This is a genomic window from Arthrobacter sp. 9AX, from assembly GCF_902506095.1.
In the GTDB taxonomy this organism is placed as follows: domain Bacteria; phylum Actinomycetota; class Actinomycetes; order Actinomycetales; family Micrococcaceae; genus Arthrobacter.
In genome coordinates this window covers 3,001,623-3,018,997 of sequence record NZ_LR733293.1, presented here as the reverse complement: position 1 = coordinate 3,018,997, position 17,375 = coordinate 3,001,623, and the positions used below count along the sequence as shown (strand labels likewise).

16 protein-coding genes and 2 tRNA genes are annotated in these 17,375 nt (G+C 66.2%); 10 read left to right on the top strand and 8 right to left on the bottom strand.

The features are described from left to right. The first annotated feature begins 24 nt into the window (after positions 1–24). From BACI348_RS13885 to BACI348_RS13875, 3 genes are all read left to right on the top strand, one after another. Positions 25–98: transfer RNA gene (locus BACI348_RS13885), tRNA-Met, on the top strand. Positions 99–365: 267 nt separating this feature from the next. Further along, positions 366–439: transfer RNA gene (locus BACI348_RS13880), tRNA-Met, on the top strand. 138 nt (positions 440–577) lie between these two features. After that, entirely contained in the window at positions 578–1,510 is a 933-nt protein-coding gene (locus BACI348_RS13875; protein ID WP_159826685.1) for a cytochrome b/b6 domain-containing protein, read from the top strand. 43 nt (positions 1,511–1,553) lie between these two features. On the opposite strand, the gene BACI348_RS13870 is transcribed toward BACI348_RS13875, so the two are convergent. From BACI348_RS13870 to BACI348_RS13860, 3 genes are all read right to left on the bottom strand, one after another. Further along, on the bottom strand, positions 1,554–2,984 hold the full coding sequence (locus BACI348_RS13870) for a cryptochrome/photolyase family protein (RefSeq protein ID WP_159826683.1): 1,431 nt from the start codon (positions 2,982–2,984) through the stop codon (positions 1,554–1,556). Positions 2,985–3,085: 101 nt separating this feature from the next. Then, positions 3,086–3,877 carry a PspA/IM30 family protein gene (locus BACI348_RS13865; RefSeq protein WP_159826681.1) on the bottom strand — a complete coding sequence of 264 codons (792 nt, stop codon included), beginning with the start codon at positions 3,875–3,877 and terminating at the stop codon, positions 3,086–3,088. A gap of 112 nt (positions 3,878–3,989) precedes the next feature. Next, positions 3,990–6,041, bottom strand: a complete 2,052-nt coding sequence (locus BACI348_RS13860; RefSeq protein ID WP_159826679.1) for a TPM domain-containing protein — start codon at positions 6,039–6,041, stop codon at positions 3,990–3,992. A gap of 286 nt (positions 6,042–6,327) precedes the next feature. On the opposite strand from BACI348_RS13860, the gene BACI348_RS13855 reads away from it, so the two are divergent. The 4 genes from BACI348_RS13855 to BACI348_RS13840 all read left to right on the top strand — a co-directional run bounded on the left by BACI348_RS13855 (position 6,328) and on the right by BACI348_RS13840 (position 10,784). After that, the gene (locus tag BACI348_RS13855; protein ID WP_159826677.1) at positions 6,328–7,983 is read left to right on the top strand and encodes a S1C family serine protease; all 1,656 of its coding nucleotides are present in this window, start codon (positions 6,328–6,330) and stop codon (positions 7,981–7,983) included. A gap of 249 nt (positions 7,984–8,232) precedes the next feature. Then, entirely contained in the window at positions 8,233–9,033 is an 801-nt protein-coding gene (locus BACI348_RS13850) for an electron transfer flavoprotein subunit beta/FixA family protein (protein WP_159830127.1), read from the top strand. A 14-nt stretch (positions 9,034–9,047) separates the two neighbouring features. Further along, positions 9,048–10,001, top strand: coding sequence for an electron transfer flavoprotein subunit alpha/FixB family protein (locus BACI348_RS13845; RefSeq protein ID WP_159826675.1), 954 nt, complete (start codon positions 9,048–9,050; stop codon positions 9,999–10,001). Between the two features lie 3 nt (positions 10,002–10,004). Further along, positions 10,005–10,784, top strand: coding sequence for a PIG-L deacetylase family protein (locus BACI348_RS13840; RefSeq protein WP_159826673.1), 780 nt, complete (start codon positions 10,005–10,007; stop codon positions 10,782–10,784). 84 nt (positions 10,785–10,868) lie between these two features. Here the strand turns inward: BACI348_RS13840 and BACI348_RS13835 are convergent, their stop codons facing one another. The 4 genes from BACI348_RS13835 to BACI348_RS13820 form a co-directional block, all read right to left on the bottom strand. Further along, positions 10,869–11,714 (bottom strand): anti-sigma factor, encoded by an 846-nt coding sequence (locus tag BACI348_RS13835; RefSeq protein WP_159826671.1) that lies wholly within the window; start codon positions 11,712–11,714, stop codon positions 10,869–10,871. Between the two features lie 10 nt (positions 11,715–11,724). Next, the gene (gene sigK, locus BACI348_RS13830) at positions 11,725–12,315 is read right to left on the bottom strand and encodes an ECF RNA polymerase sigma factor SigK (protein WP_159830125.1); all 591 of its coding nucleotides are present in this window, start codon (positions 12,313–12,315) and stop codon (positions 11,725–11,727) included. 219 nt (positions 12,316–12,534) lie between these two features. Then, complete coding sequence (locus BACI348_RS13825) at positions 12,535–13,002, bottom strand: tRNA (cytidine(34)-2'-O)-methyltransferase (RefSeq protein ID WP_159830123.1); 468 nt, start codon at positions 13,000–13,002, stop codon at positions 12,535–12,537. A 22-nt stretch (positions 13,003–13,024) separates the two neighbouring features. Continuing rightward, positions 13,025–13,960, bottom strand: coding sequence for a J domain-containing protein (locus tag BACI348_RS13820; RefSeq protein ID WP_159826669.1), 936 nt, complete (start codon positions 13,958–13,960; stop codon positions 13,025–13,027). Positions 13,961–14,295: 335 nt separating this feature from the next. Here BACI348_RS13820 and BACI348_RS13815 point away from each other — a divergent pair, with 335 nt between their 5' ends. Then, complete coding sequence (locus BACI348_RS13815; RefSeq protein WP_328699959.1) at positions 14,296–14,856, top strand: hypothetical protein; 561 nt, start codon at positions 14,296–14,298, stop codon at positions 14,854–14,856. Here the strand turns inward: BACI348_RS13815 and BACI348_RS13810 are convergent. Further along, positions 14,853–15,272, bottom strand: a complete 420-nt coding sequence (locus tag BACI348_RS13810) for a hypothetical protein (RefSeq protein ID WP_236557565.1) — start codon at positions 15,270–15,272, stop codon at positions 14,853–14,855. The genes BACI348_RS13815 and BACI348_RS13810 overlap by 4 nt on opposite strands. Positions 15,273–15,360: 88 nt before the next feature. On the opposite strand from BACI348_RS13810, the gene BACI348_RS13805 reads away from it, so the two are divergent. Together BACI348_RS13805 and BACI348_RS13800 are read left to right on the top strand one after the other, a co-directional pair. Further along, positions 15,361–16,026, top strand: coding sequence for a helix-turn-helix transcriptional regulator (locus tag BACI348_RS13805; protein ID WP_159826666.1), 666 nt, complete (start codon positions 15,361–15,363; stop codon positions 16,024–16,026). A 32-nt stretch (positions 16,027–16,058) separates the two neighbouring features. Further along, positions 16,059–17,288: a cysteine desulfurase family protein gene (locus BACI348_RS13800; RefSeq protein ID WP_159826664.1), complete on the top strand. Its 1,230-nt coding sequence runs from the start codon at positions 16,059–16,061 to the stop codon at positions 17,286–17,288. The last annotated feature ends 87 nt before the right edge of the window (positions 17,289–17,375 follow it).

The following is a 17,375-nucleotide window of genomic DNA, read 5'->3' as shown; positions in this document are numbered from 1 at the left end:
CTCCCGGTAAAGTAGTTCTTGCGACGCGGGGTGGAGCAGTTCGGTAGCTCGCTGGGCTCATAACCCAGAGGTCACAGGTTCAAATCCTGTCCCCGCAACTGGAGAAAAGGTCCGGACACTGGAAACAGTGCCCGGACCTTTTGCTTTAACCACCGACCGCCGGTGACGCTTAGTGGGGCCAGTCCGGTTTGCAGGACAAAACGCCCCATCGCCTCCCGCACCAAAATCGGCGGACGCCCCATCGCCTCCCGCACCAAAATCGGCGGACGCCCCATCGCCTCCCGCACCAAAATCGGCGGGCAGAGACCCCGGAATCGCGGGGTGGAAAAACCTGCCGCAGAAATAGGGTAGTGTTGATTCTGCGACGCGGGGTGGAGCAGTTCGGTAGCTCGCTGGGCTCATAACCCAGAGGTCACAGGTTCAAATCCTGTCCCCGCAACTTATGTGAAGACCCCGACCGGCAGACAAGCCGGGCGGGGTCTTCTTTTTCCTTGAATGCCGGCAGTTCCTAGTATTCTCTTTCGCAGAGCCTCACAGACCGTGAGCACCACGTCATTCTCGAGAGGAATGTTGCTCGATGTCCACACCCACGAAGAAGCCCGGCACCGCGGCGGGCAAGCGGACCCGTCTCTATTGGGGTGTGCCCGCCGTCCTCGTGGCGTTGGTGCTGGTGGTGCTGGTCGCCAAATGGCTCGTGGGCTTGCCCGCTGTCGCTTCCTTCATCGCGGAGTACCCGGGCCATTCCGAGCTTCCGGCGGGGGCCCCGGAAGGCTTTCCGGCCTGGCTGGCCTGGCAGCACTTCCTGAACGCATTCTTCCTGCTGTTGATCATCCGGACGGGCTGGCAGGTGCGGACCACCACCCGTCCCAGCGGCCACTGGACCCGGAACAACAAGGGCCTGATCAAAACCAAGACCCCACCCACAAAGATCAGCCTGGAGCTGTGGTTCCACCTGACGCTTGACGCGCTGTGGATCCTGAACGGCCTGGTGTTCGCCGTCCTGCTCTTCGCCACCGGGCAGTGGATGCGGATCGTTCCCACCAGCTGGGACGTCTTCCCCAACGCGCTCTCGGCCGCCCTGCAGTACGCGTCACTGGACTGGCCCACGGAAAACGGCTGGATCAACTACAACGCCCTCCAGCTCCTCACGTACTTCCTCACGGTGTTCATCGCGGCGCCGCTGGCCTTCATCACCGGCCTGCGGATGTCCTCCGCCTGGCCCAAGAAGGCGGCCGGCCTCAACAAGGCGTACCCGATCGAATGGGCGCGTGCCGTCCACTTCCCGGTGATGATCTACTTCGTGGCCTTTATTGTGGTGCACGTCTTCCTGGTGCTCGCCACCGGGGCCCTGCGCAACCTCAACCACATGTACGGCGTCAGGGACGACGACGGCTGGTTCGGGTTCTGGGTCTTCCTCGCCTCCGTGGTGGTTATGGTTGCTGCCTGGTTCCTGGCCCGCCCCATCTTCCTGCGGCCCATTGCGTCCCTGATGGGCAAGGTCAGCCGCTAGAGCCGCCAGGCGGGCCGCCCAGGTCACGCCAAGCCGGAGCGGGTCAGTCCTTGAGCCTGGCGTAAGCCTCCAGCGCCCGCTCGCGGGATTCCGGCAGCCCCACCAGCGGATCGGGGTAGCCGGGCACGTCTCCGGCTTTCCAGGGTTCGTGGATCGCCTTCCCGTCGAGGTCTGCGAGCTCCGGAACAAACCGGCGAAGGTACCCGCCCGCGGAATCGAACTTCTTGCTCTGCGTCACCGGGTTGAAAATCCGGTAGTACGGGGAGGCGTCCGCTCCTGAGCCGGCCACCCATTGCCAGTTCGCCGGATTGCTGGCGGCGTCCGCATCCACGAGGGTGTCCCAGAACCATTCCTCGCCGATGCGCCAGTCCGCCAGGAGATTCTTGACCAGGAATGACGCCGCCGCCATCCGCACCCGGTTGTGCATCCAGCCTGTCTGCCACAGCTGGCGCATCCCGGCATCGACAAACGGGTACCCTGTGCGGCCCTGCTGCCAGGCCGCCAGTTCGCTCCGGTTGAGTGACTGCCACTGGAACCTGTCAAACTCGGGACGGTAGTTCCGGGTGGCCAGTTCAGGGTTGGTGTACAGGAGGTGCCAGCAGAATTCCCGCCAGCCGAGCTCCGAACGGAAGATCCCGACGTCGGCCGGTATCTTGTGCGGGAACCGTCGCCTGATTTCCCGCCACACCCGGAACGGGCTGACCTCGCCGAAGCGCAGGTGCGGTGAGAGGCGGCTGGTGCCTTCCACACCCGGCACGTTGCGGCCGGTTCCGTAGTCCTCGGCCGGGCCGTCCAGGAAGTCGTCGAGGCGGCGCCCTGCGCCTTCTTCTCCGGGCTCCCACGTGTCGGCCAGGCCACCGCTCCAGTCGGGGGAGTGCGGCAGAAGGTCCCAGCTGTGCAGGTCTTCGCTTTTTGGCAGGCCTCCGCTCTCCCCGGTGGCGGGGGACGGCAGTTGCCGGGGTGGTTCCAGGGGTTCGCGGACTTCGCCGCCGGCAAGGCACGAGCGCCAGAACGGCGTGAAGACCTTGTACGGGCCCCCGGCTCCGGTGCGTACGGTCCACGGCTCGAACAAGAGGTTGGCCTGGTAGCTCGAAGCCTGCACGCCGTTGTTGCCGGCCCACTCCTTGATGGCGGCGTCCACGGTCCGCTCGGGCAGCCCGTAGCGCCGGTTCCAGAACAGATGCGTTGCAGAGGTTTCGGTGGCCAGGTCCTTGATGGCCTCGGCAGCCGGTCCACGGCGCAGTACCAGGCACGAGCCATTGGCCTCCAAGGCTGCAGCCAGGGCCGCTAGGGAGTGGTGCAGCCACCAGCGTGTTGCGCCACCCAGGGGCCGAATGCCGTCAGACGCCTCGTCCAAAACGTAGACCACCGTCAGGGGCAGGCCAAACTCTGCTGCTTCGGAGAGTGCGGGGTTGTCATCCAGGCGGAGGTCATCGCGCAGCCAGACAAGCGATGTTGGGTGGGAAGAAGCCATGAAGCCACGCTACACAAGGACACAATGAAAGGCCGGGGCTACGGCCCCGGCCTTTCATTCAGGTTCCTGATGGTGTGCCGCAGGAAACCCTGCCGTGGCTGTCAGAGCTTGTCGAAATCGGCTTCGTTGACAGTGGATTCAGCGCCTGCAGAACTACCTGCACCGATGGCGGGTTTTGTGGTGCCGCCGGACTTCAAGGCAGCCAGGCGCGCCTCGATCTCAACCTGCTCGCCGAGGTCCTCCAGCTGGTTGAACTGTGCGTCCAGGCTGGACTCGGTGAGTTCCTGCTGCCCGCGGACCCGGGCTTCTTCGCGGCGGATCTTCTCTTCGAAGCGGCCCACCTCGCTGGTGGGGTCCATGATGTCGATGCTCTTGATGGCATCGTGCACCTGGGACTGGGCAGCGGCGGTCTTGGAGCGGGCCACCAGTTCGTTGCGCTTGCTGGTCAGCTGGTTGAGCTTGCCCTTCATCTGGTCCAGGCCGGTCTTGAGCTTGTCCACCACTTCACGCTGGGACGCAATGGCAGGCTCAGCGCCCTTGGCTTCGTTCTCGGCTGACATCTGCCGCTGCAGTGCCACCTTGGCCAGGTTGTCGAACTTCTCGGCGTCGGACACGTTGCCGCTGGCACGGTACTCGTCCGCCTTGCGGGAGGCAGCCAGGGCCTTGTTGCCCCAATCGCGGGAGTTTTTGACGTCCTCGTTGTAGTCGTCCTCGAGCATCCGGAGGTTGCCGATGGTCTGCGCCACGGCCGACTCCGCCTCGGCGATGTTGTTGGTGTAGTCCCGGACCATCTGGTCCAGCATCTTCTGCGGATCCTCAGCGTTGTCCAGCAAGGAGTTGATGTTTGCCTTTGCCAGCTGCGCGATACGGCCGAAAATGGACTGCTTAACCATGGTGCTACCTTTCGTCCTGCTCTGTGATGACCACTGAAATCAGTGAACAGTTGTGTGTTGCTTGTGTCGTTCCCAAACCGTTGTGGTTCGGCCGGGCCGAGCCATCCAAGGCCTAGAAGTCTCCGCCGCCGCCGGAGTCTCCGCCCCAGCCGCCGCCCATGTCTCCGCCGCCGCCGAAGTCTCCGCCACCCCAACCGCCGCCGTCGCTGTGGCCGCCGCCCCAGCCGCCGCCACCGCCGCCGTTGAGGATCGAGTTGATCAGGATGCCGCCCAGGATGGCGCCGCCGAGTCCACCGCCGCCACCTCCGCCGAACATGCCGCCCCGGCCGTAGCCCTGGTTGGCGTAGCCGTCGAAGTGGTCTACATCCGCCTGTGCAAGCTGCGCTGCCTGGGCAGCGAGTGCGTGTGCCTGCTGGGCGTACGTCAGGGCTGTTACGGGATCTGTGCGCGCGATGGACAGCGCGTAATCCAGGTTGCGCTGCGACTCCGCCAGGCGGGTGCGGGCTTCGGTTCCCACACCGCCGCGGCGGGCGGTGATGTAGTCGGAGGTGGCGCTGATCTGGGCCTGGGCAGACATGATGGTCTGCTGCAGCGACGCCTGTGCCCGGCGTGCCTGCTCCTGCTGGTCCCGGATCCCGCTCAGGGCCTGGTCCAGCGACTGGTGGGCGGTTTCCACCCGCTGCAGGGTTGCGATGGGATCGATCTTCCCGCCCTGGATCTCCGATTTGACCTGGGCGAGCGCGGCTTCCACGGCGGCGACGGGACCTGCCAGTTCCGGGTGCGCGCCGGACTGGATCATGGCACGTGCCTGGGCGAGGTCCTGGGAGGTATCCACCACCGCGGCCTCCAGGCTGTTTCGGGCGTCATCAAGGTTTGACGAGACCTTGGAGATCGCATCGAGGAGTACGTTCGTCTGATGCAGGCTTTCCTCCGCCGCCCGGACAGCCACCGCCGCCAGGCTTCCTTCGCCTTCGCCGAGCTTCTGCTCCGCCAAGGCGGACGCGTTCTGGACGAAAGCGAGCCGCTCCTTGGCCTGCAGGATGTTGTCCGAGACCTGCGCCAGGGCGCTGTCTGCGTACTTGGCACGCAGCGTGGTCAGGGACTGTTCGGCGCTGGAGATTTTGGCGTCCGCTTCGCGGGCGCCGGCGTTGACGCGGGCCAGTGCCTGCGGCGCGTTCTTCTCCAGTTCACGCAGGGAGTCGAAGTCCGCCTTCTGCTCCTGCAGCGAAGCCAGCGCGGCCTCCGAGCGCCGGATGATCTCGCCCAGCCAGGTGCGCTGTTGCTCTTCCGTATCCGGGATGTGGTCGTCCAGTTGCTGCTGCAGCTTGAACGACTCCGTCATGTGGCCCTTTGCTTCTTCCAAGGCTTTGGTGAAGTTGCCGACGGCCGAATCGCCGTATTGTGCCTGTGCGAACATCAATTCCTGTTCGCTGGACTTGATGGCGTCGTCCGCTTCGATGAGCAGCGACCCGCTCTTGCGGCGCAGTTCCTCAACGCTGAGGGACGCGAGCGGATCCACCTGGCCGCCCTGAGGACCGTAGCTTGCGCTGGACGACTGGGCTGCGGCAGCCTTCTTCCGCCGGTTGCGGAAGTAGAGGTACGCACCCGCGCCCCCTGCAGCCACTACGCCGGTGCCCACCAGGACGGCCGCCCCGGCGCTCCCGTCGGAGGGGACGTTTCCACTGCCGCCGCCGGCTGCATCGCCGATTGCTGAAGCCGCGTTGATGGCAGCCTGCGCGTAGTTGTCGTTGGCCAGCTGCGGGCCGATGGCCTTGCTCTTGATGTTTTCGACTTGGGCGTTGGTGATTTTGCTGCCGCCCTTGTTCAGGATGTATTGCCTCGTATCGGTGGCAATTGCGAGAATCAGGGCATTGGAGCCGAGCTTGGCCTTGTCAGCCACCGCGTCCGTCCAGGCCTCCCGGTCGGCCGGGTTCTCGAACTTTTTGACAGTGACGACGTGAAGCACCAAGGCGTGTTCGGTGCCAAGCTTCTTGATGGCTTCCTGCACCTCAGCCGTTCTCCCACCCAGGACACCGGCGGAATCCACAATCTTGGTTGTGGGATTCAGTGTGACCGGGTCCTCGGCCCAGGCCGCACCGGCGGGAACCGCCAGCAGCCCGGTAAGGCCGATCACGGCGAGAATACGCTTGAACTTTGACCGCATGTGCAACCCTTCAGCACGCCTGACACCGATTCGGGACGAACCGGTCGTCTCAGAATGCAGCAGCGCCCCCACGCATGGTGTAAAGCCGCAGGTCGCTGTGGCAATCATCTTGATTCTATGGTGCACCCGGAAAGCAGTCCATTGAGCTGAATATGCCACCAGCGAAACGGCGGAAGGCATGGAAATCCCGGCGAAAACCTGGTTCAGCAAGCTCTCAGCAAACATCCGAGCTTGTTACAGGGAGGGAGTCCATAGTTAATGGCAGACGAGGATGAAAGGAAATCCCATGACTGAGAACCAAACCCCCGGCGCCGGTCCCGAGAACCGCGGCCCGGGCCGGCAGGACCCCTGGCAGCAGCGCGGTGCCCAGCCCGGGAACAACCCTGCAGAGGTTCACGATGCGGATAACCCAGGAGCCTCGACTCCGGCCGCGGCCAATGAAGCAGCGGGTCCACGTCAGTACCCCACCGAACGACTGGACTCCACGGAACGTCCGGACCCGGCCGGCCGGGACCGGGCGCAGTCCCCGGAGAATCCCACCCAGGAACTTCCCGGAGCGCGCCCGGCGTACCCCCAGCGCCAGCCGTACCCGAACCACCAGCCCTACCCGCAGCACCAGCCCTTCTACGGGCAGGCTTCTGGCGGACATGAAGGGCATCACACGGGCCCGCACAACAGCCATCACACCGCGGCCGGCGCCCCGGTCGGCCTGGCTCCGAATCCCAAGGACGCTCCGCGTAAAAAGGCATCTTTCGGCGTCGGTACCCTGGTAGCCAGCATCCTCGCCGCCGGCCTGGTGGGCGGGGGAGTGGCCACCGTCGGCTCCAACGAACTGTTCGGCAGCGGCGCCGGCTCCACCGCGATCACCAGCAGCAACAGCCAGCCCGGCACAGTCATCGTCAACAACAAGGACAACGTCAATGCCATCACCGCAGCAGCTGTGAAGGCGTCCCCCAGTGTGGTGACCATCAGCGCGACCAGCGGCAGCGCCGGCGGCACGGGCTCCGGCATCATCCTGGACGACCAGGGCCACATCCTCACCAACACCCACGTCGTGACCCTGGATGGCCAGACAGCCAACGCGTCCCTCGAAGTGCGCACCAGTGACGGCAAGGTACTCACCGCCAAGCTCGTGGGTACGGACCCGTTGTCCGACCTCGCGGTGATCAAGGTGGACAACGCCGCCGGCCTCACGCCGGCCACGCTGGGTGATTCCGGCAAGCTCAATGTGGGGGACACCGCCATCGCCATTGGTTCTCCGCTGGGCCTGACCGGCACCGTCACGGACGGTATTGTCTCCACGCTCAACCGGACCATCAGCGTCTCCTCCTCCGCGGCTCCTGAAGAGGACAGCGCGGAAGGCAGCGACGGGGGCGGATTCCAGTTCGCCCCTCCGGGCGGCGGCCAAAGCCAGCAGACGGGCACGGGCGAGATTGCCATTAACGTCATCCAGACCGACGCCGCCATCAACCCGGGCAACTCGGGCGGTGCCCTGGTGAACAGCAGCGGAGAGATCATCGGCGTCAACGTGGCCATCGCTTCGGCCGGATCAGGTTCATCGTCCTCCTCCAGCGGCAACATCGGCGTGGGCTTCAGCATCCCCATCAACCACGCCAAGCGGGTGGCACAGGAAATCATCGACACCGGCAAGGCATCGCACGGCCAGCTCGGCGTCAGTGTCAAGAAGAAGGCCGCCTCCAGCGCCGCCTCCGAATTCTCGGTGGGAGCCGAAGTGGCCACCGTGGAGGCAAATTCGGCCGCCGCAAAGGCAGGGATCAAGGTGGGCGACGTCATCACAAAGTTCAACGACCTCGCCATCGGTGAACCCGAGCAGCTGACGGCAGCCGTCCGGGAACAGTCCGCCGGCTCCGGCGTCAAGATCACCGTCCTGCGCAACGGCGCAGAACAAACCCTCGACGTCACGCTTGGCACCGCGAGCTAGCAGCGGCTCTGCGCGGGCAACCTTAAGGCAGGTTCGACGGCGGCGCTTCCCACCCAGGTGGGGGCGCCGCCGTCGCGTTTCATGCCGCCGTCGGCCATGATCTGACACAGGCGTTAACGGGGCGTCATATGACGAGCCCAATATGGTTAGCTAGGAGCTACCCGTACCCCGGGCATTCCGCGGCCATGACCCTACCCGGCTGGCTGTCCACAAGCATGGAAGGCTGCTGTCGATACAGTGGAGAAGACATTGAAGATCATCGTCCTGGTCAAGCATGTACCGGACGCCCAGTTCGACCGTCACCTCAACGGGGAGCGCTACACGACGGACCGTGACGAAAGCATCCTGTCCGAGCTGGACGAATACGCCCTGGAAGCCGCACTGCAGCTGGCGGAGGCGCGGGGCGGCAGCAAGGCCGGCAACCAGGTCATTGCCCTGAGCATGGGCCCGGCCGGTGCTGTCAACGCCGTGAAGAAGTCCCTGCAGATGGGCGCCACCGAAGGCGTCCACCTGACCGACGACGCCCTGGCGGGTTCCGACGCCGCAGCCACCTCGCTGGCCCTGGCGGCTGCCGTCCAGCGGCTGGGCCAGGACGGTCCCGTGGACCTGGTCATCACCGGAATGGCCTCCACCGACGGCGAAACCTCCCTGGTGCCCGCGCAGCTGGCGGAGCGCCTTGGCCTGCCCCAGGTCACCTTCGCCTCGTCCCTGGACGTGGACGGCGAACGGCTCGTGGCCCGCCGCGATGCCGACACAACGTCGGAAACCGTGGAAGCCACCCTGCCTGCAGTGGTGTCCGTTACCGACCAGATCAACGAGCCCCGGTACCCCAACTTCAAGGGCATCATCGCCGCCAAGCGCAAGAGCATCACCACCTTGTCCCTGGCAGACATCGGGCTGGACGCTGCCCAGGTGGGACACTCCGGTTCCTGGACTGCGGTGACCAGCGCGGAGGAACGCCCGGCCCGGACCGCCGGCACCATCATCACCGACGAAGGCGACGCCGGCATCAAGCTGGTTGACTTCCTGGCCGCCCAGAAGCTGCTCTAAGAGGGATCACCGACATGGCAAAAGTACTTGTATTTATTGACAACCCGGGCAACGCGCTCAAGAAGAGCAGCCTGGAGCTGCTCACCCTCGCCCGTTCGCTCGGCGAGAGTGTTGTGGCCGTCAACGGAAACCTGAACGGCGACGTAACTGCCACCTTCGCGGAGTACGGTGTGGGCACGGTCCTCCGACCCTCGGCCGAAGACCTGGACGATTACCTGGTGGCGCCCAAGGCGGCCTACCTGGCCGCCGCTGCGCAGAGCACCGGGGCCACCATCGTCCTGCTCGACAACTCGCCCGAGGGCAAGGAAATCGCGGCCCGTCTTGGCATCCGCCTCAACGCCGGTGTTATCACCGACGTGGTGGGAGTGGACGCAGACGGCACGGCACACAAGTCCGTCCTGGCGGGATCTTACAACACGGCCTGCAAGGCCAGCACTCCCGTTTCCGTGCTGACCGTCAAGGCCAACAACGTGATCCCCGAGCCGGCCGCCGCAGCCAGCACGCCGGAAACCGCCACGGTTGACGTTCCGGCCGGCAGCACCGCTGCGGCCGCGCGTATTACCGCCCGGGAGCAGAAGGTGGCCAGCGGCCGCCCGGACCTTACCGACGCCCGCATTGTGGTGGCCGGTGGCCGCGGCGTGGACGGCGACTTCGGACCGGTGGAGGAACTCGCCGACGCCCTCGGCGCGGCCGTGGGCGCATCGCGTGCAGCCACCGACGCCGGCTGGATCAGCCACGATGCCCAGGTGGGCCAGACGGGCAAAACCGTCTCTCCGCAGCTCTACATTTCGGCTGGCATCTCCGGCGCCATCCAGCAAAAAGCAGGCATGCAGACCGCCAAGGTCATCGTCGCCGTGAACAAGGACGCCGAATCGCCGGTGTTTGAGATCGCGGACTTCGGCATCGTCGGAGACCTTTTCGACGTTCTCCCGCAGGCCACGGCAGAGATCAAGAAGCGCAAGGGCTGATTTTTGACTGCCTCAGCCAGCCAGGCACAGAGCCCGTTCAACCCGGCCACGCACCGGGTTGGGCGGGTGCTCTGTTTTGCGGCCCACCCCGACGACATCGACTTCGGCGCCGCGGGAACCATTGCCGCGTGGACGGCAGCCGGCGTGCAGGTCAGCTACTGCATCATGACCGACGGCGACGCGGGCGGCTTCGATCCCGCGCACCGGGCCAACATCATCGCCATGCGCGACGCCGAGCAGCGCCGCGCCGCCGAACTGGTGGGAGTCTCGGACATCCACTACCTCCACCAGCGTGACGGCTACCTCGAACCCTCGCACGAGGTGATGCGCGGCGTGGTGAAGCTGATCCGCGAACTGCGTCCCGACGTCGTACTTTCCATGCATCCGGAACGTAACTGGCGGCGGATCCAGAAGAGCCACCCGGACCATCTGGCGGTGGGGGAGGCCGTGACGCGGGCCGTCTACCCGGCGCTGGAAAATCCGTTCGCCTACCCGGAACTGGCCGAGGCCGGTCTGGAGGCGTACAAGCTTCCCTGGCTGTGGCTGTACGCGGGGCCGGATGAGCGGGAGAACCATTTTGTGGATGTGACGGAGCACGTGGGGGCCAAGCTAAAGGCCATCCACGTCCACGTCAGCCAGCATCCCGACGTCGAGGCGATGGAAACAGCAGTCCGCCAGGGGATGCTGGCCAACGCTGAACGGGCCGGGCTGCCGGCCGGGCGAAGCGCCGAAGCGTTCCACGTAGTAGCCGTCAACGGGCCCGGAACCATCGCCGGGTTCTGAGCCTTCGACGCCGGAGTCTTAAAAAGAGGCGCCCCGCGGCCTTCCTTTCGGAGGATCGCGGGGCGTCCTTTATATGCCGGCCCGCTACGCACCCAAGGGAGCGGCTGCGACGGTAGGCAGCGTCGGGGAGGCGGACCCGCCGACGGGCTCCACCGTGATGCCCAGCGCCGCTGCCGAGTGGATGCCCTCCACAACAGCCGGCTTGGACAGGGCCTCTGCGTCCATCAGGCCCTGGGAGACAGGTGCGGAGCCGTCCTTCGGGATCAGCCACATCTGGTAGACCTTGCCGGCAGGCGGGGCGGCAACGCCGTTCATCTTGACCACCGCGGCGTCCTTCGAGGTGGAAATCAGCAGGGTGGCGGTACCTCCGCCGGCCACTTCCACTGATGCCTCCCGCACGTCTCCGGCCCGGACCACCTGGTTCAGGGGGTCGTTCTGGTCCGCAATGTAGGATCCCACGCCGACACCGCCCAGGGCGATCGCCGCAGCGGCCGCGATTCCGGCGAGCCAGCGGCGGGTTCCTGCCGGACGGCGCCGTTCCTCACGGCGCTGCCGGGCCTTAGCCAGTTCGTCGCCGGCCGCCTCGTCGCCGGCTGGCTGGTCGGCTGCAGTGTCGAGGGCCGCGGTTTCCTGGGGGGTCTCCTGGGCCGGAAGGTGGGCAACGATCCGGTCGAAAAGGTCCGACGGCGGCTCTTCCTCGGCTTTGAACGTCAGGGTAAGCGTCTCCCTCGACTGGCGGACGCGTTCGAAGAAAGAGTCCCGCTCCGCTGCCGGGGCAGCTGAAATGTACTCCTCGATGGCCTGGCGTTCCTCGTCCGACACCGCATCCAGGGCGTAGAGCTCTGCCAGGTCCACGGCACGGCCGGAAGCGAGGTCAGCTGAAACGGTATCGCCGAAGGCACCCGGGCGGCCGCCTCGGCCATGATTCATTTCTGTCATTTCAACTCACCCCCAAACAGGTCTTCAAGCGGATCAGTCCATCGCGGATGCGGGACTTTATGGTGGGAACTGCTGCGTTCAGCCGTTCGGCGACTTCCCGGTACGTGAGGCCGCCGTAGTAGGCCAAGCGGACAGATTCCTGTTGCGTTTCGGTCAGGGTTCCCAGGCACCGGACCACGGCCTCGGCCTCGAGCCTGCTGCCCACCTCGTCCGAAACGGTGTCGTGGTCGATGTCCTGGGTGCTGGCGCCGTAGCGGGCTTCCCGGTCCGTGGCCGACTGCGCGGACCTGACCCGGTCCACGGCCCGCCGGTGGGAAATGGTCATCAGCCACGAGAGCGGGCTTCCGGCGGCGGGATCGAAGCGGCCTGCGTTCTGCCAGACCTGCAGGAAGACCTCCTGGGTGGTGTCTTCGCTGAGCTCGGCATCGATCAGGACCCTGCGTGCCATGCCGAAAACCCTGCGGGATGTCAGCTGATAAAACTCGGCAAACGCTGCGCGGTCGCCCCGGGAAATCTGCCCCAGGAGGACTGCGAGTCGTTGACTGAGCTCGGCCGGCGTGTCTGTGACCGCCGGAGCATCGGGAGTATCCATCACTACCAAGCATAAGTCTCCAGGAGGTGACGGATCCTCCGCGGTGCCGCCGGGGATGCCCCGGCTGGTCCTGGAACCTGCCCGGAGAAGTGTCACCTGCGGCTCCTTGATCGTCTAATGGACTGTTCTCAGAAGGGATTCGGCGCAGGTGGGTATCCGGATGGGGCAGGCTGGAAAAATGTTTCGCGGAGTGTGCCGGCGGCTCCGGGCGTGGCGGCCCTACACTTTGGCGCCGGCGAAGCCCTGCTGGCGCCAGGCCTCGTAGACGGCGATGGAGGCCGCGTTGGCCAGGTTGAGCGAGCGCAGCGCCGGGAGCATGGGCAGCCGCACGGTGGCGGTCACGTGGGAATCCGCTTTCAGTTCGGCCGGCAGTCCCACTGATTCCCGCCCGAACATCAGCACATCGCCGGGCCGGTAGGAGATGTCCGTGTAGCTGGAGGTTCCGTCCGAGGTGAAGGCGTAAACACGTTCAGGCTGCAGATGCTGCCACGCGTCCTCGATGGTTTTGTGCACGGTGACCACGGCGAGGTCGTGGTAATCGAGTCCGGCGCGCCGCAGTTTGGCGTCCGAGAAGTCGAACCCCAGGGGTTCCACCAGGTGCAGTTCGGCGCCGGTGATGGCTGCCAGCCGGATGGCGTTCCCGGTATTGCCGGGAATTTCGGGTTCGTGGAAGAGGATGCGGAACACCATCCCATCCTAGTCAACCCGGTCAGTGCATGCCGCGCAGCAGCCTGGCGAGGACTGGAACGTTGACGGTGTTGGGGGCCGGCCCAGAGGCCAGGAACTCCTTGATGCCCCGCACTACCCCGGCCCCGTTAACGATCCGTACGGTCTCCAGGTCGCCGGAGGACCGGCGGTGGTTGTCGATCACCGGCTCGTGAAGGTTGCCGCCCGGGCTGAGGACCACTGTCCAGCCGGTCACGTTCAGCTCTGGAAAGATTTCCTGCATGGCGCGGACCACGAGCGCCAGTTGCGGCGGAGCTATGGAGCGTCCGCCGTGGTTCAGGGTCCTGCCGTCCCACGCATACGCCCCCTTCGGCAGCAGCATGGAGCCCACCAGCGCCAGCCGGTACCCGGACAGCACAGCGTGGTCGATGTGGCTGTTGTCCGCCGGCGACTGGAGCCCGTTGATCAGGCGCGCCGCCGGAATGGCCGGCAGCACCTGGCGGGTCAGCAGCTGGACTGTCCGCATCTCCCGCTGGATCCGCGCTTCGGCGCCAAAGATGCCCCGCTTCCGCGGCATGCCGTGGACCTGCTGGCTGGCCTGTGCCATTGGAATCAGGGGGACGCCCTCCCCTGGGCCATAGGGTGGAACGTACACCGGCGGATCCCCGGCCGTGTTCCGGGTTCCCGCGGTCTTGTGGACGGTGGCCGATGCCCTGCTGCCCGCAGGCGGGGCGTCAAAGTGCGGCTCGGCGTCGGGCTTGTTGGCGGTTCCGGCGGCGTAGGAGCGGTCGTACGCTTTCCTGCGCTGCGGGTCGATCAGGGTTTCATAGGCGCTGGTCACCCGGCGGAACGCGGCAGGGTCGCCGCCGTGGTCGGGATGGGCCAGACGGGCCGCGCGGCGGTAGGCCACCTTGATTTCCTTCTCGGTGGCGGTGACTGCCACGCGCAGCACCTGGTAGTGGGAGTTGCCCTCGGTCAAGCACTCATCCTTCGTGTTGAAACGGCCAGGCCCCGAATGGGCAGCCCGGTCCGGCCAGCTTATCGGCCCTCGACCTGACAACGTCCGCCCCGAGGGTTCGGGTTCCCTGCCCGCAGGGATGCGGCGGAAGTCTAGACTCGTCAGATAACAGCCGCGGGAGCGGCAAGGAAAGGCAGGTAGGGGGAACAGTGGGGGCGGACGTGGAGGGACGGACGACGGCGGCAGCGGCCGGCAGGATCCGGCACCGGCGATTGCCGCTTGCGGCAGCAATTCTCGCCTCCGTGATGACTGCCGGGTGCAGCGTTGGCGTTCCCGACCCATCTGCGCCCCGACCCGTGGAAACAGCATCCACGCTGGCCACCCCCACCATCACGCCGGGCCACGACGCCGAGGCCGTGGCCGGCCAGGACCTGCCGTTCGGGTCCGGCGGCATCCTGGCCAGGGGAGTGCCGGTGGGCATCGCGGGCGGCCTGGAGAAGGCCCCCGGCTGGAAGCTGGTCAAGGACAACGTTGCTGGCGAAAGCCAGTACCTCAAGGCCGACGGATGCCTGGTCGCCGCAAAGGTCCGGACCAACCAGGCGGCGCTGGCACGTGCTGACGACCGCGAGTCAACGGTTGCGCTCTTCCAGTACCTTGATCCCACCATCCTCCCTGAGTACCTGAAGACCGCAACGCTGCGGTGGGGCGGTGATGAGTCCACCCCGGGCCACGCGGTGGAGGTACTGGCCTTGGAAGAGGCGGCGCCGGGTGGCAAGGCCACAGCGGTGCTTGCCAGGCTTTTCGCTACGTCCGGATCGTCGGTCTACATTTCTGTTTCATGCCCGGACGCGTCCGCCTTGGCTGCGGCCAGGGCGGACGCTGTCCGGTTCCTCCCGGTCCAGCCTCCTTCGGCCTAGATACCTGGTTGCCGGGCGGGCAGGCGGGATATCCGGTTCAGGGCCAGGGCGCCCACCAGCAGGCCGAAGTCGCGCAGCGCCACGTCGAAGAATGCTCCCAGCAGCAGGAGGTTGACGATGATCCCGGCCAGCCAGGCTGCGACCAGGAGCGACCCGAACCGTGGCCGGACCGCCACGGCAATGCCGGCCGCTACTTCCACCACGCCCACCACATACATAAAGGTCTGGGCAGGCAGCGGAACCACCGCTGTGGCCTGCGGCGCAAGGTAGATGGTCCAGTCCGCCAGGATGTTCGTGAATTTATCGAGCCCAAAGAGCACCGGCGCCACCGTGAAGACAGTCCGCAGCAGCAGGAACGCCTGCCTGGCCGGGTCCATGGTGGTGACGTTGGCACGAAGTGCTGATGTGGTTTTCACAACTGACTCCTTCTAAAAGTAGGTTCTACTATTTTAGAATCGTAGCGGGTTTATAATCAATGCATCTTGACTTTGGATTGGTGGAGCAATGGCCAGACTTTCCTGGGCGGACCGCATGGCGGCGCTCGCCTCCCTCGGTGACGAGAAGCGCCGCCGGCTTTTTGAGCTCGTAGCGTCTTCGGCCGGGGCCCTGGGCCGTGACGATGTTGCGCGGATCGCCGGCATTCCCCGCAGTACGGTCTCCTTCCACCTGGACCGCCTGGTGCAGGACGGCCTGCTCGCGGTCGAATTCCACAAACCGGCAGGAAAGACCGGCCCCGGCTCGGGCCGCCCGGCGAAGATGTACCGTCCTGTCGCCGGCGAGATCGGGGCCTCCGTCCCGGACCGCAACTACGACCTCGCCGGGGAACTCATGGCCGCGGCCATCGAAAAATCCACAGCCGCGGGCAAACCCGTCACAGAGACCCTGCCGGAAGAGTCGTTCAGGTTGGGGAACGCCATGGCAGAGGGGGCATCAACCCTCGAGGAGTTCCTGGTCCAGGCAGGCTACCGGCCGCAGCCTGACGGCGATGGCGGCCTACTGCTGGCGAACTGCCCGTTCCACCGCCTTTCCGACAAACATGCGGGCGTGGTGTGCGCCATGAACGGGGCCTTCCTGCGGGGGGCGGCAGCCCGCCTGGACGCGTCGGGCGGGAGGGTGGAGCCCGCCGATCTTCCGGGCCACTGCTGCGCCAGGATCACACCGGCCAACTGAACCGGAGAGGCCGCGGCGGCTAGAATTGCAGGGTGCCTGTTTACCTCGACCATGCTGCCACCACCCCTCTTTCGCCTGAGGCGCTGGCAGCACTGACGCGCGAACTTGCCCGCACCGGCAACCCCTCATCGCTCCATGGTTCAGGCCGCCGTGCCAGGCGTGCGGTGGAGGAGGCCCGCGAGGCGCTCGCCGCAGCGGCCGGCGCGCACCCGTCCGAGGTGATCTTCACCTCGGGGGGCACGGAGTCGGACAACCTCGCGGTCAAGGGACTGTACTGGTCCCGCGCGGCCGAAAAGCCGGCCCGGCGGCGCATCCTGTGTTCCGCCGTCGAACATCATGCGGTACTGGACACCGTGGAGTGGCTGGAGCGGCACGAGCGCGCCGACGTCACGTGGCTTCCCGTGGACGGCGACGGTGTGGTGGACCTTGCGGTGCTGGAGGCTGAACTTGCACGGGACCCGGATTCCATCGCACTGGTCACCGTGATGTGGGCCAACAATGAAGTGGGGACCATCCAGCCCATCCACCGCGTGGTGGAACTGGCGCACGCGGCGGGCATTCCCGTCCACGCCGACGCCGTGCAGGCTTTCGGTTCCCTGCCGGTTGACTTCAAGGCCTCCGGGCTGGACGCCATGTCCGTTTCGGGGCACAAGATCGGCGGGCCCGTGGGAGTGGGGGCGCTGCTGCTGGGGCGGTCGGTGAAACTCACCCCCGTCCAGCATGGCGGCGGGCAGGAGCGCGACGTCCGCTCCGGCACCCTGGACACTGCCTCAATTTCCGCTTTCGCTGCGGCCGCGGAACATGCCGTCGCTAACCTCGGCGTGGAATCTGCCCGGATTTCCAGCCTTCGCGACCGGCTGATCGACGGCGTGCGGGAACGTGTACCGGAGGCGGTCCTTCGCGGCGCACCAGGGAACGGCCGCCTCCCCGGCAACGCTCACTTCACCTTTCCCGGCTGCGAGGGCGACTCCCTCCTCTTCCTCCTGGATCTTGCGGGAGTGGAATCGTCCACGGGCTCGGCATGTACCGCGGGTGTGCCACGGCCCTCACACGTGCTGCTCGCCATGGGGCTGGACGAGGAAACAGCGCGCGGAGCGCAGCGCTTTACGCTGGGGCATTCCTCCACGGACCAGGACATCGATGCGCTGCTGGCGGCCCTTCCGGGCGCCTATGCCCGGGCCCGGCAAGCTGGAATGGCCGGGCACGAGTCATCCATTCAGACCGCCGGCACCGTAGCGCGGCAGGGTTTGACCGGCCGCTGAGGGGGCTCTTGCGGGCAGGCCGTAGAATAGATAGGCGAAGATCGTTTCCGGGGCGCAGGACTGATGCCCCGGCGGCGCCACCAGCCG

Coding starts and splice junctions, on each gene's coding strand:
- BACI348_RS13875 (WP_159826685.1), top strand. CDS start 578: ATGTCCACACCCACGAAGAAGCCCGGCACCGCGGCGGGCAAGCGGACC.
- BACI348_RS13870 (WP_159826683.1), bottom strand. CDS start 2,984: ATGGCTTCTTCCCACCCAACATCGCTTGTCTGGCTGCGCGATGACCTC.
- BACI348_RS13865 (WP_159826681.1), bottom strand. CDS start 3,877: ATGGTTAAGCAGTCCATTTTCGGCCGTATCGCGCAGCTGGCAAAGGCA.
- BACI348_RS13860 (WP_159826679.1), bottom strand. CDS start 6,041: ATGCGGTCAAAGTTCAAGCGTATTCTCGCCGTGATCGGCCTTACCGGG.
- BACI348_RS13855 (WP_159826677.1), top strand. CDS start 6,328: ATGACTGAGAACCAAACCCCCGGCGCCGGTCCCGAGAACCGCGGCCCG.
- BACI348_RS13845 (WP_159826675.1), top strand. CDS start 9,048: ATGGCAAAAGTACTTGTATTTATTGACAACCCGGGCAACGCGCTCAAG.
- BACI348_RS13835 (WP_159826671.1), bottom strand. CDS start 11,714: ATGAATCATGGCCGAGGCGGCCGCCCGGGTGCCTTCGGCGATACCGTT.
- sigK (WP_159830125.1), bottom strand. CDS start 12,315: ATGGATACTCCCGATGCTCCGGCGGTCACAGACACGCCGGCCGAGCTC.
- BACI348_RS13805 (WP_159826666.1), top strand. CDS start 15,361: ATGGCCAGACTTTCCTGGGCGGACCGCATGGCGGCGCTCGCCTCCCTC.